Source organism: Micromonospora haikouensis (genome assembly GCF_000876225.1).
GTDB lineage: Bacteria > Actinomycetota > Actinomycetes > Mycobacteriales > Micromonosporaceae > Micromonospora > Micromonospora haikouensis.
In genome coordinates this window covers 3,423,025-3,435,252 of the sequence record NZ_JXSX01000001.1, presented here as the reverse complement: position 1 = coordinate 3,435,252, position 12,228 = coordinate 3,423,025, and the positions used below count along the sequence as shown (strand labels likewise).

The window sequence follows — 12,228 nt, the reverse complement described above, 5'->3', positions numbered from 1 at the left end:
ATCATGCTGCACATGTGGGACGAGAACCTCGTGGGGCTCTGGGACAGCGGTCCGTACGACTACGGGGTGATGGAGTCCAGCTGGATCTGCTTGAGGGGTGACGGCACCGGCTGGTCCGCATGGGCGAACGCCGCCGGCGGTGCCTCACTGAGTCAACTCACCTGGATTTGCCCGCACGAGGGGCAGGTTGAACTGCGATACACGTGGACAGCCTCGGGCACCGGCTCCCCTGGTGCGCCGCCCGCTCTGACCGAGGTCGACGAGGAAGGGCCGGACGACACCCTGGTTCGCACCACCTTTGCGGTCAGCATGGACATGCCATCCATCGGCGGACCCCCGGTCATGACACTGCACTTCGAGGAGAGTGTCGAATGTTCTCACCGCTACGGGCTCCTGACTCGGGAAGCCGACCACCTTCTCGCGCGGTCCCGTCAAGAGCAAGGTTCACCGTCTGCACCCTGAGGCGAGAGGGAATCACCGGCACAGGAATGGGCAGATGAGCGAGGATCAGCATGCCGCCGCGATGAGGTTCATCTTCGAGGCCGGCGTCCTCAAACACGCCGCCCGCACCGGCTGGTGGTTCGCCGGGGTCAAGCACCCCGAAACCATCGCCGAGCACTCCCACCGCACCGCCCTGATCGGCATGATCCTCGCCGCCATGGAAGGGGCCGACCCCGCCCGGGTCACCATGCTCTGCGTCCTGCACGACACCCAGGAAACCCGCACCACCGACCTGCCCCACATCGCCAAGCGTTACCTGGCTGCCGCCCCCAACACCACCATCACCGCAGACCAGATCGCCGACTGCCCACCCGCCGTCACCGACACCATCACCGCCGCCGTCACCGAGTACGAAGCCGGCGAAACCCTCGACGCCATCGTCGCCCGCGACGCCGACAAACTCGAATGCCTCGTCCAAGCCGTCGAGTACCGCCACCAGGGCATCGACAACGTCCAACGCTGGATCGACAGCAGCCGCGCCGCACTCAGGACCGACTCCGCGCACCGCCTCGCCGAGGCCGCGCTGACCGGACAGCCGCTGGCCTGGCTCACACCTCCGGCAAGGCCGGAGTAGCAGCTTGCTCGTCGGCGGGTTCCTCTCCCCGTGTCGCCGCTTCGGGCCCTACGCCAGGCTGAGGTCGTGCTCCTCCAGGGACTTCTGGATGATCCCGAGCGCCTTCGGCCCCATGCCGTGCAGTTTGGCCAGCTCGGCGCGCGACACCCCGACCAGGTCGCGCAGCGTGGAGTAGCCGGCGTGGTGCAGGGCCCGCGTCGCCGGTGCGCTGATCTTCGGCAGGGTGTCGAGGGCGGAGGTCATGCCGCTGATCCTAAGCGGAAGAAGCGGGCCCACGGGGCCGACGCACAGCGCGCCGCGACCGCCTGCCGGACGGGGACGAGCCATCTCGCGCGATGTCGGCAAGCCACCGCCGGGTGTCGCGGGTGTCGGGATGGTCGACACCACGGGCCTCGATCTGCTGGGCGAGGATGCGGCTCAGCTGTCGACGCACCCGCCAGCGCGCGAGTCCGCCCGGTCCCGTGTCGGCCAGAGCGCGCGCTATCAACAGGTATTTCCTCGTCTCTGTCGTGTCGGGGTGGTGACGGCCCTGCAGGCGTCGACGCTCGGTCAACACCTGCCGGAGGATCCCCAGCGCTTGTTTCGCGTCGCCGCATCGGACCAGCATCTTGCCGACGCTGTGCCGGGCGTCGAGCGTGTCGCTGTGGCTCATGCCCAGTTCGCTTGAGCGGCCCGAGGCCACCTCGCCATAGCCCTTCAGCGCATCGTGCTTCCTGCCCAGTTCGCCGAGAACCCAGGAGCGCTTGCACTGGACGTGCCGGAGCAGCGGCAGATCGGGGTTCGGCACGAGTGCCCAACGGTTTTCCATGGTGGCCAACCCGGCTTCGGCCTCTTCGAGGCGTCCATCCGCCGCCACGGCCCACCAGTAGAGCTGCAGGGTGCGCAGGGTGCGCGGATCGTCCGCGCCGAACACTTCGGTCTCGTCCCGGTGCAGCCTCAGCAGCAGTTCCTCGGCTGCCGCGTGGCCGAGCCCGAGCCGGGAATGCGCATGAGCGCGGCGGAGATCCAGCATGGCTGGGTGGTCGAGGCCCAGGCGGGCGGCCAGGGGATGTCCACCCTCGACGAGGGGCGCAGCGAGCGCCAGGGAGAGCTGCTCGGCCCGGTTACCGACGAGCGCCTCGCAGGAGACGGCGATGGCCCTGGCGAGTTGGACCAGGCCGCTGTCGTCCAACGTTTCCACGGGAAGGCCGGACATCTCCTTCAGCCGCTCGGTCAGCTCGACGAACCGCCTGCGCTCGCCCCGGGACAGCTGCCGAATGTCCTCGAACTTCTCCATGCACGGGGGTCCGTACGCGTCGAGCTCCTGAGCAGTTCGGCGACCAGCTTGACGCAGGAGCAGCGACAGCGCCCACCGGTTGGCGACGAACAGCTGGGTGATCGGTCCTGACCTGACATCGTCGCTGAGCAGATGCTCCAGCTCGCTCCGCCAGTGTTGATAGATCTCGTCCCGCAGGTCCGGGGGCGCTTGGCGTGCGGCGAGCCACATGATCACGAACGGCAGCCGTTTCAGGCGTATGTGGACCTCTTGCCTGACCAGATCCTGCACGAGCGCGAGAACGACCATGGCCAGGAAGGTCAGGACCGTGACGTCCCCCGGCAGCACAGTCCTCACTGCAGCTCCTCCCCGAGCCGTAGGCCGCGCAGGGCGGCCGAGGGTCGCAGTTGGTCGTTGAGCCTGGCCAGTTCCAGGCGAGCCACCCGCGCTCCCTCGGCGGTCAGCCGATATCCGCGACGGGCCGGGCGTCCGGCTACCGCCGGGTCGATGTCCTCTTCCGCCACGGTCAGCCAACCCGCAGCCCGCAGCCGGGCCAGCAGCGGATAGATCTTTCCGCTGGCGAAGCCCGTCTTCTTCATGAGGTCGTAGCCGTAGTGATCCTTCTCGGGGTCTTCCAGGAAGACCCGAAGGATTGTCGCCACCGCGACGGTGATCTGGGGAGGCATGAGTAAGAGTTTTACATAGGGGTCGGCGGCTTTTCAAGACCGCATCCGATCCGAGCATGACGCGGGGACCGCCGACACGACCACCTCGCCCCGCCAACCCCCGCAACCTCATCGAAGCGTAGCCATACCGGCGCACTCAGCTACCTCTCAGGTTGAGTTGGTACTTTCCCGGCGCAGCGGCTTCCACCATGGACGCCGCTGAATCCGTTGCGGCACAAGGGTTCCGGTGGAAGTTCCACCGAGTCCCGCGTGGCGCACGTGGTGGCTGGCAAGGGAGACGCACGGAGTGTTCAAGAAGATGTTAGGCGCGTTCGGGGTGGGTGGCCCGAGCGTCGACACGGTCCTGTCCAACCCGAACACCCGCCCGGGGTTGCTGCTCGGCGGGCAGGTGAACCTGACCGGCGGCAGCCACGATGTGGAGATCGACCACATCACCGTCGGCCTGGTCACCCGGGTGGAGGTCGACGGCGCGGAGGAGGAGTACGACGCGCTCGTCGAGTTCCACCGCGTCCAGGTCGCCGGGGGCCTGCACCTGCGGGAGGGGCAGCACCTCTCCCTGCCGTTCCAGGTGGCGATGCCGTGGGAGACCCCGGTGACCGACCTGTACGGGCAGCGCCTGCACGGCATGACGATGGGCCTGCGCACCGAGGTGGCCATCCGCGGCGCGGTCGACAAGGGCGACCTCGACCCGGTGTACGTGCACCCGCTGCCGGCGCAGGAGCGCATCCTGGAGGCGTTCGGCCGGCTCGGCTTCCAGTTCAAGGCCGCCGACCTCGAACGCGGGCACATCTCCGGGCTGCACCAGACGCTCCCGTTCTACCAGGAGATCGAATACTTCGCGGCCCCGCAGTACGCCCACGCCGTCAACGAGGTCGAGCTGACCTTCGTCGCCAACGAACACGGCGTCGACGTCGTGCTGGAGTTCGACAAGCGCGGGGGCCTGTTCGGCGGCGGCCACGACGCGTACGGCCGCCATCACGTCGCCCACGGCGGCGCCGAGCACGGCGACTGGGCCGCGCAGGTCGACGGCTGGATCCGCCAGGTCCTCGACGGCCACCGGAGCCCGCACGTCGGCCACGGCTACGCCCCGCCCGTCCAGGGCTACGGGGCACCCGGCTACCCGCCGCCGCCCCCGCCGCCCGGCTACGGCCAGCCCGCCTACGGCGCACCGGGTTACGGCCAGCCCGCCTACGGCCAGCCCGCATACGGCGCGCCCGGCTACGGGCACCCGGGGGGCCACTACAAGGAGGAGCACCACGAGCGGCACGACGGGCCCGGCATGGGCGGGGTCGTCGCGGGGGTGGTCGGCGGCGCGGCGCTCGGCTTCGCCGGCGGCATGATCGCCGACGAGGTGTTCGGCGACGACGAGGACGACGACGGCGGCGACGAGGAGTGAGCCTCCGGCGGGTCCACTGTGGAGCCGCGCGCCGTTCCATGATCTAATTCGTCAGGTTTGTCCGCATCCGGCCGGATTGTCCGGCCGGAGTTTCGAAGGAGTGTGCATGCCCGTCACCGCCGACCTCACCAAGCTGGTCGACAAGGCCTACCAGGACAAGACCCTCACCGAGATCGTCGACGCCCCGGTGTCCGCCCTCGCCGGGGTCAGCGACGGCGACGCGAAGCTGCTCAAGGAGGCCTTCAACATCACCACCGTCGGCGACCTCGGCCGCAACCCCTACTTCCGCACCGCCAACGCCCTGGTCGCGCTGACCGGCACCGCGAAGTAGCACGAGCACCACCACGGGTGCCCGGCGCGCCGAGAACACCTCTCGGCGCACCGGGCACCCGTCCGTTTCGCTGCCGCCCGGGTCAGGTGGTGCCGCGTTGGAACGGCTGGGCCAGCGCCCGGGGTTCGCGGTGCGCGGTGGCGAACACCAGCATCGCGAGCAGGGCCAGCAGGTACGGCGCGGCGATCAGCAGCTGCGAGTTCATGGTGACCCCGAGTGCCGGCAGCGCCAGCCGCATCGCGTCGGCGAGGCCGAAGACGACGCAGCCGACCAGCGTGCGGCCGAGCCGCCAGGCGCCGAAGATCACGGCCGCGATCACCAGGTAGCCGCGCCCGGCCGTCATGTTCTGGTTGAACGAGCCGACCTCGCCGACGGCCAGGTACGCGCCGCCGAGCCCGGCGAGCAGCCCGCACCACAGCAGCGCCTGCCGGCGGCGGAGGTTGACGTGGATCCCGCTCACGTCGGCGGCCTGCGGATTCTCCCCGACAGCCCGCAGCTCCAGCCCCCACCGGCTGCGCTGCACCAGCCACCACGTCAGCGGGATCACCGCCAGCAGCAGGTACACCGGCCAGCGTTGGACGAACAGCATCGGGCCGACGATCGGGATGTCCCGCAGCACCGGCACGCTCACCTGCCACACCTGGTGCCCCGTGAAGGTGCTCACCGTGATCAGGTAGCTGGTCAGGCCCAGCACGAGGGCGTTGAGGACCAGGCCGACGACGAACGTGTTGATCTGCACCCGGTGCGACAGGTTGCCGTGCACGAACGCCACCGCCACGCCGACGAGCGCGCCCGCGGCCAGGCCGATGGTGGCGCTGCCGGTGGCGCTGGCCACGGCGATCGACCCGAACGCGGCGCCGAGCATCATCGCCTCGACGGAGATGTTGAGGGTGCCGGCGCGCTGGGCAACGTACTCGCCGCAGGCGGCGAATGCCAGGGGGACGGTGAGCCGGGCCCCGCTGGAGAGGATGGTGGCGATGTTGTCGGCGGCGCTCATGCCAGACTGCCTTCCATAGCGTCCTGCTTGCTCACGGCCGGGTCGGTGGCGGGCGTGGTGGTCGCCGGCTCGCCGGCGCGGCGGCGCTTGCGCAGCATGCCGATCACCACCGGCGGCGCGACAAACGCCAGCACAAGCAGCGCCTTGACCACGTCGACGAGGAACGGCGGCACGCCGGTGGCGGCCAGGAAGCTGCCCCCGGCCCGGAGCACGCCGAACAGCACCGCGACCGGGACGGCCAGCAGCGGGTTGTTCCGGGCGACCAGGGCGACCAGCAGGCCGTCCCAGCCGATGTTGAGGGACATGCCGGGCTGCAACCGGTTGGTGCCGACGGGGCTGGCCAGCAGCAGCGCCCCGGCCAGGCCGGCGAGGCCGCCGGAGATGGCCAGCGCCATGCCGCCGAGGGCGCCGACGCGCACGCCGGCGTGCCGGGCCGCCGCCGGGCTGAGGCCGGTCATCGTGAGCCGGAACCCCCATCGGGTACGCGCCAGCGCGAGGCTGAACACGACCGCGACGACGATGGCCAGGACGAGGCCGCCGTTGATCTGGAGGTTCGGGTACTCGCCGAGGGAGCTGATCCGGGCGCCCTCGGGCAGCGGGTTGGACTGCGGGGACAGGGTGCCCCGGCCCAGCCGGGACTCCTGCAGCAGCCACGGGGTGTTCACCGCGAACGAGACGAGCTGCTGGGCCAGGAACGTCATCAGCATCGTGCTGACCACGACGTTGACGCCGCGGAAGCGGTACATCAGGGCGCTGAGCCCGGCCCACGCGCCCGCACCGACTGCCGCGGCGGCCAGCACGCTGACGACGAGCAGCGGTCCCGGCAGCGCCAGGCGCAGGCCGGCCCAGGCGCCGAAGAGCGCCCCGATCAGCACCTGCCCCTCCTGGCCGATGTTGAAGAAGCCGGAGCGGGCGCTGACGCAGGCCCCGACGGCGACCAGCAGCAGCGGCGCGACGTACAGCAGGGAGGTGGTCCAAGCGGCGGGGCTGGCCATGCTGCCCTGGTACATGGCCTTGGCCGAGGCGGTCGGCGAGCCGCCGGTGACCGAGATCAGCAGGGCGGACAGGGCGAGGGCGACGGCGACGGTGGCCGCCGTGGCGGCGGCCACCTGCCAGCCGCCGACGCCCGGGTTGAGCCGGCGCAGCAGCCGGCGGCCGGTGGCGTCGGGGCCGTTCGGGCCGGTGGGCGGCGCGGCGACGGTGGTGGCGGCCATCAGTGCGCCACCCCGCCGACCAGCATGCCGAGGCGTTCCGCGGTGGCCTCGGCGGTGGGGAGGACCCCGACGATCCGGCCGGAGGAGATCACCGCGATCCGGTCGGCCAGGGCCATCACCTCCTCCAGCTCGGTGGAGATCAGCAACACGGCCACTCCTTCCGCGGCGGCCTGCCGCAGCCGCACGTACATGTCTTCGATCGCGCCGACGTCCAGCCCGTGGGTGGGTTGGGCGGCGACCAGCGCCTTCGGTCCGGCGGACAGCTCCCGGGCCAGCACCACCCGCTGCTGGTTGCCGCCGGAGAGGCTGCGCAGCGGGGTGTCCGGCGAGGGGGCCACGATGTTGAACTCGGCCATCTGCCGGCGGGCGATCCGGTGCATCCGCCGCCGGCTGAGCACCCCGCGCGTGCAGACCCCGGCGAGGGACTTCATGACGAGGTTCTCCGCCACGCTCATGTCGAGCACCACCCCGGAGTGGTGCCGGTCCTCGGGGACGATGCCGAGGCCGGCCTCGTGCAGCGTGCCCGGCCGGGTCAGCTCGACGGGGCGGCCGCCGACCTCGACGGCGCCTTCGTCGGGGACCAGCAGCCCGGACAGCAGTTCGCCGAGGGTGGCCTGGCCGTTGCCCTCGACCCCGTACAGGCCGACGATCTCGCCGGGGGCGACGTCGAGGTGCAGGTCGTCGAGGACGGGCAGGCCGCCGACGCGCAGGGTCACCCCGCGCAGCCGCAGCGCGGCCGGCGTGGTGGGGTCCGCCGCCGGGGCCGCCCCGGCGGGGTCGGTGGACGGCGGCCCGCCGGCCGGGCTCTGGGGCTCGACGGGCAGCAGGCCCAGGGCCGCGCCCTCGGCGCGCAGCGAGACGTCGCGGCCGACCATCTGCCGGGCCAGTTCCTGGGCGGTGGTGTCCGCCGTCGTGCCGTGGAACGCCACCGCGCCGCGCCGCAGCACGGTCACCCGGTCGGTGGCGGCCATGATCTCGGCGAGCTTGTGGCTGATCAGGATGACGGCGCGGTTCTCGGCCTGCACGACCCGGCGCAGCACCGTGAACAGCTCGGCCGACTCGGCCTGGGTGAGCACGGAGGTCGGCTCGTCGAGGATCAGCACGGACGGGTCGCGCCGCAGGCACTTGATCAGCTCGACGCGCTGCCGTTCCCCGGCGGAGAGCCGGTCGACCCGGGCGAGCGGGTCGATGGGCAGCCCGTAGCGCTGGGCGACCTGCTCGACCTGGGCGCAGGCCGCCGCCCGGTCGACCCGCCCGGTGTCGCCGAGGATGACGTTCTCCCAGACGGTGAGCGGCTCGATCAGGCTGAAGTGCTGGTGGACCATGCCCAGCCCGAGGTCGGCGGCGACCTGCGGGCTGTCGATCTCGATCGGTTCGGTGCCGCGCAGGATGGTGCCGGTGTCCCGGTGCACCAGCCCGAGCAGGATCTTCATCAGGGTCGACTTCCCGGCCCCGTTCTCGCCGAGGAGGCCGTGGATCTCGCCGGGCCGTACGGCGAGATCCACGGCGTCGCAGGCGACAACCGGACCGTAACGCTTGCTGACCCCGCGCAGGGTGAGAGCCGGCGTCAGCTGGTCGTCAACGTTCACAGTCCGTCCACCTCGTTGGTCGTCGAGCGGCAGGGGTCAGGAGCCGAGCTTGGCGACTTCCGCCTTGGTGTCGATCTTGTCGGCACCCACGTCGGCGATGAAGGCGTCCATCTTCTGGGTCTGCTCGGCGGTGGGGGAGCAGATCTTGACCGTCGGGTACGCGTCCTTGCCGAGGTGCCACACCTTGGTGGTGCCGAGCTGCATCTCGCCCTTGGCGAACAGCTCCAGGGCGGCGGCGAAGTACGCGCCCGGGTCGAAGATGACCGAGATGTCGAAGCGCGGGTCGGTCGAGTCGCAGCGGTCGGTGCCGGGGGTCAGGGTGATGGCCCCGCCGTCGGCGGCGAGCTTGGCGGCGGCGTCGGTGGCCCCGCCCAGGTACGGGTAGATGACCTTCACGCCCTGGCTGAGCTGCGCCTGGACGGCCTCCCGGGCCTTGGCCGAGTCGTTGAAGTCACCGGTGTAGGTGGTGACCAGCTCGGCCTTCGGCACGACCATGCGGATGCCGGCCTTGAACGCCTTGGCGGCGTTGACGGAGAAGTCGGCCTCCATGCCGGTGACGAAGCCGGCCTTGGTGGCGTTCTTCTGCTGCATCAGCAGGCCGGTGGCGTAGCCGGCGGCCAGCATGCTCTGGTTGGGGTCGTCGCTGGAGATGACGGTGCGCGGGGTCTGCGGGACGTTCTCCGACGACGGCACGTACCAGGCGGTCTTCGCGCAGACCGGCTCCTCGGAGGCGGGGATGGCGTCCTTGAGCTCGGACGCGCCGAGGGCGACCATGTCCACGCCCTGCTGGCACAGCGCCCGCGCGGCGGCGAGCGCCTCGGTGGCCGGGACGCTGCCGCGCTTGATGACCTGCCAGCCCTTGCTGGTGGCGAACTTCTCGGCGCCGACGACGAAGCTCTCGTAGTAGCCCTTGTCGTTGATGTCGCCGGGGCTGAGCACCCCGATGACGACCTTGCCGTCGCCGTTGACGTCGGGCTGCCCGGCCTGGGTGGTCCCGCCGCTGGCGGTACCCGCCGCCGAGGGCGCGGACGCGTCGTTGCTCGCGCAGCCGAACAGGGCGAAGGCGAGGGCGCCGGCGAGCACCGCCGCCGGGCCCTTCGCGGTACGAAGTGTCATGGTGCGTGTCCTTTCACAGTGGGGGCGCTGCGGCGGCCGGCTCGGCCGGGCGCGCGCAGTGTTCGGTCGCGGGCACGGTCGGCCAGCGATGGGGGATGTCGATGCCGGCCCGGCGCAGCAGGGCGGCCCGGCGTGCGGTGGCCTCCTCGCGCAGGGCGTCGACGTCGACGGTGGTGACCCGCCGGTCGCGGACCACCAGCCGACCGTCGACCAGGACGTCGCGGACGGTGTGCCCGGCCGCGCCCCAGACGAGCTGGGTGGCCAGGTCGCCGCGCGGGGCCCAGGAGATGGTCCGGGTGTCCAGCACGACCAGGTCGGCGGCCTTGCCGACCTCGATCGAGCCGGTCGTGCGCCCCAGCCCGACGGCGTCCGCGCCGTCGACGGTGGCCAGGGCGAACACCTCGTCGGCGCGCAGCGGGTCGGGCGTGCCCCGGTCCCGCTCCAGGCCGGCGAAGAGCCGGGCGGCGCGCCACACGTCGGGGGTGTCCCCGGCGTTGTGCGAGTCGCAGCCCAGCGCGAGCCGGCCGCCGGCGCGGCGCAGCTCGGTGTGCCGGCCGGCACGGCTGACGCCCTGCCCGAGGCGCAGGTACGCGCCGGGGCAGGCGGCGACGGCGGTGCCGGAGTCGACGAGCGCGGCCAGCTCGGCGTCGTCGAGCCAGACGGCGTGGCCGAGCAGCAGCCGGGGGCCGAGCACGCCGAGGTCGCGCAGGTGCAGCACGGGCCGCGCGCGGCCGGCGGCGGCGTACGCGGTGACGTCGTCCGGGCCCGGCGAGATGTGCCAGGTCATCGGCACGTCGAGCCGCTCGGCCAGCTCGGCCGCGCCGGTGAACAGCTCGTCGCTGACCAGGTCGTGCCCGAGCAGGGTGATCCAGCCGGTGACGAGGTCGTCGCCGGCGAGCGCGGCGACGGTGTCGGCCTGGGCGGCGAGGGCCTCGGCGGCGGGCAGCGCGTAGGGCGCGCCGGGGGTGTCCCAGCCCCAGCCGCCGACGCGGGCGCGGATGCCGGCGGCGCGCAGCCCCCGGGCGACCCGCAGCGGGTGGGCCACGGTGCCGGGCTCCAGCAGCGTGGTGACGCCGTAGCTGAGCGCCTCGACGGCGGTGAGGGTGGCGGACAGCTCGTCGTCGTCGCCGGTGACGGCGGCGTGCAGCGGCACGATCCAGTCGTAGATGGCCTGCTGGGCGGGGACGTCGTCGGGGATGCTGCTGCGCACGAGCGGGTCGGCGGTGGTGTGCTGGTGGGCGTTGACCAGGCCGGGCACGACCACGCAGCCGGCGGCGTCGAGTTCCGGGCTGCCCGGGTACGCGGCGCGCAGCGCGTCGGCGGGGCCGAGCGCGGCGATCCGGCCGGCGGTGACCGCGATCGCGCCGCCGGTGACGACCTCGCGGCCGGGGGCCATGGTGACGATCTCGGCGTCGACGATCAGCAGGTCGGCGGGGCCGGCGGGGCGGGGGGCGGCCGGGGTCGGCGGCGGGGTCCCGGTCATGGCCGCACCAGGATCTTGCCGACGAGGTCGCGGGACTCCTGCCGGGCGTACGCCTCGGGCAGGTCGGCCAGCGGGTATTCGGTGGCCCGCACCACGCGCAGCCCGCCGGCGTAGAACGCGTCGAGCATGGCGGCGAAGTCGGCGGGGGCGTACGCGCCCGCGCCGAGCAGGCGCAGCCCCCGGTGGTAGACGTCGGCCAGGGAGAAGGTCACCTGGTCGCCGCTGGTGTTGCCGAGCAGCGCCAGCCGGCCGCCGGTGCGCAGGCTGGCCAGGGAGACCGGCCAGGTGGCGGTGCCGACGTGGTCGACGACGAGGTCGACGCCGTGGCCGCCGGTGCGCTCGCGCACCTCGGCGACGGTCCGCTCGTCGAGGTCGAGCGCGTCGGCGCCGAGGTCGGCGGCGAGGGCCCGCTTGGCCTCGGTGCGGGCCACGGCGATCACCCGCGCCCCGGCGCGGCGGGCGAGCTGGATGGCGGCGATGCTGACGGCGCTAGCGCCGGCCTGCACCAGCACCCACTCCCCCGCGCGGACGGCCCCGACGCGGTGCACGGCGTGCCAGGCAAGGCTCCAGGCGGTGGGCAGGGCTGCGGCGTCGGCGAGGTCGACGTGCGCGGGCACGGGGTGCACGACGGCGGCGGGGACGGCGACGTACTCGGCAAAGCCGCCGGGGCGGTTGCCGCCGACGACCGCGAGCCGGGGACAGTAGCCGGGCTGGCCGTCGGCGCAGGAGGGGCACGCGCCGCAGCCGACGGTCGGGTCGACCAGCACCCGGTCGCCGGGGCGTACCGTAGTGACGTCGGAACCGACGGCGACGACCTGGCCGGCGACGTCCATCCCGGCGACGTGGGGCAGGCGGAAGCCGGGCAGCCGGCCGGGGCCCTTGCGCTGGAGCAGGTCGAGGTGGTTGAGCGCGGCGGCGTGCACCTGGATGACGGCCTCGGTCGGGCCGGGCTCGGGGTCGGGCAGGTGGCGCAGTCGCACCACCTCCGGGCCACCGAACCCCGTCTGGACCATCGCTCGCACAGGACCCCTCCGGCGCTCTGCCAATCAATATGGCGTCTTGCATTGTGATTCGCGTTGCTTAGCG

At 72.5% G+C, this 12,228-nt stretch carries 13 protein-coding genes; 4 read left to right on the top strand and 9 right to left on the bottom strand.

Features of this window, described 5'->3' with window-relative positions; genetic code table 11:
• Positions 1 to 3: 3 nt before the first annotated feature.
• Together TK50_RS14075 and TK50_RS14070 are read left to right on the top strand one after the other, a co-directional pair.
• A complete protein-coding gene (locus tag TK50_RS14075) occupies positions 4 to 462 on the top strand; it encodes a hypothetical protein (RefSeq protein WP_043963161.1) in 459 nt (152 codons plus the stop codon).
• A 34-nt stretch (positions 463 to 496) separates the two neighbouring features.
• The gene (locus TK50_RS14070; RefSeq protein ID WP_043963159.1) at positions 497 to 1,075 is read left to right on the top strand and encodes an HD domain-containing protein; all 579 of its coding nucleotides are present in this window, start codon (positions 497 to 499) and stop codon (positions 1,073 to 1,075) included.
• A gap of 48 nt (positions 1,076 to 1,123) precedes the next feature.
• On the opposite strand, the gene TK50_RS14065 is transcribed toward TK50_RS14070, so the two are convergent.
• Genes TK50_RS14065 through TK50_RS14055 form a run of 3 tightly spaced genes read right to left on the bottom strand, consistent with a single transcriptional unit; the run spans position 1,124 to position 3,016 of the window.
• Entirely contained in the window at positions 1,124 to 1,318 is a 195-nt protein-coding gene (locus TK50_RS14065; protein WP_043963158.1) for a helix-hairpin-helix domain-containing protein, read from the bottom strand.
• A gap of 10 nt (positions 1,319 to 1,328) precedes the next feature.
• Positions 1,329 to 2,687 (bottom strand): tetratricopeptide repeat protein, encoded by a 1,359-nt coding sequence (locus tag TK50_RS14060; RefSeq protein ID WP_043963156.1) that lies wholly within the window; start codon positions 2,685 to 2,687, stop codon positions 1,329 to 1,331.
• Entirely contained in the window at positions 2,684 to 3,016 is a 333-nt protein-coding gene (locus TK50_RS14055; protein ID WP_043963155.1) for a PadR family transcriptional regulator, read from the bottom strand. Before TK50_RS14055 ends, TK50_RS14060 begins: the two co-directional genes overlap by 4 nt.
• A gap of 298 nt (positions 3,017 to 3,314) precedes the next feature.
• On the opposite strand from TK50_RS14055, the gene TK50_RS14050 reads away from it, so the two are divergent.
• On the top strand, positions 3,315 to 4,412 hold the full coding sequence (locus TK50_RS14050) for a sporulation protein (RefSeq protein WP_043964528.1): 1,098 nt from the start codon (positions 3,315 to 3,317) through the stop codon (positions 4,410 to 4,412).
• 106 nt (positions 4,413 to 4,518) lie between these two features.
• Positions 4,519 to 4,743, top strand: coding sequence for a hypothetical protein (locus tag TK50_RS14045; RefSeq protein ID WP_043963154.1), 225 nt, complete (start codon positions 4,519 to 4,521; stop codon positions 4,741 to 4,743).
• An 82-nt stretch (positions 4,744 to 4,825) separates the two neighbouring features.
• Here TK50_RS14045 and TK50_RS14040 read toward each other — a convergent pair whose 3' ends face one another.
• The 6 genes from TK50_RS14040 to TK50_RS14015 are packed head-to-tail and all read right to left on the bottom strand — an operon-like array spanning position 4,826 to position 12,155.
• Complete coding sequence (locus tag TK50_RS14040) at positions 4,826 to 5,740, bottom strand: ABC transporter permease (protein ID WP_043963153.1); 915 nt, start codon at positions 5,738 to 5,740, stop codon at positions 4,826 to 4,828.
• Entirely contained in the window at positions 5,737 to 6,954 is a 1,218-nt protein-coding gene (locus TK50_RS14035) for an ABC transporter permease (RefSeq protein ID WP_063838571.1), read from the bottom strand. Before TK50_RS14035 ends, TK50_RS14040 begins: the two co-directional genes overlap by 4 nt.
• Complete coding sequence (locus TK50_RS14030) at positions 6,954 to 8,543, bottom strand: ABC transporter ATP-binding protein (protein ID WP_043963152.1); 1,590 nt, start codon at positions 8,541 to 8,543, stop codon at positions 6,954 to 6,956. Before TK50_RS14030 ends, TK50_RS14035 begins: the two co-directional genes overlap by 1 nt.
• Positions 8,544 to 8,579: 36 nt before the next feature.
• Positions 8,580 to 9,659: a BMP family ABC transporter substrate-binding protein gene (locus TK50_RS14025; protein ID WP_043963151.1), complete on the bottom strand. Its 1,080-nt coding sequence runs from the start codon at positions 9,657 to 9,659 to the stop codon at positions 8,580 to 8,582.
• 13 nt (positions 9,660 to 9,672) lie between these two features.
• Entirely contained in the window at positions 9,673 to 11,142 is a 1,470-nt protein-coding gene (locus tag TK50_RS14020; RefSeq protein WP_043963150.1) for an amidohydrolase family protein, read from the bottom strand.
• The gene (locus tag TK50_RS14015) at positions 11,139 to 12,155 is read right to left on the bottom strand and encodes an alcohol dehydrogenase catalytic domain-containing protein (protein WP_199486026.1); all 1,017 of its coding nucleotides are present in this window, start codon (positions 12,153 to 12,155) and stop codon (positions 11,139 to 11,141) included. The genes TK50_RS14020 and TK50_RS14015 overlap by 4 nt, the downstream gene beginning before the upstream one ends.
• Positions 12,156 to 12,228: the final 73 nt, after the last annotated feature.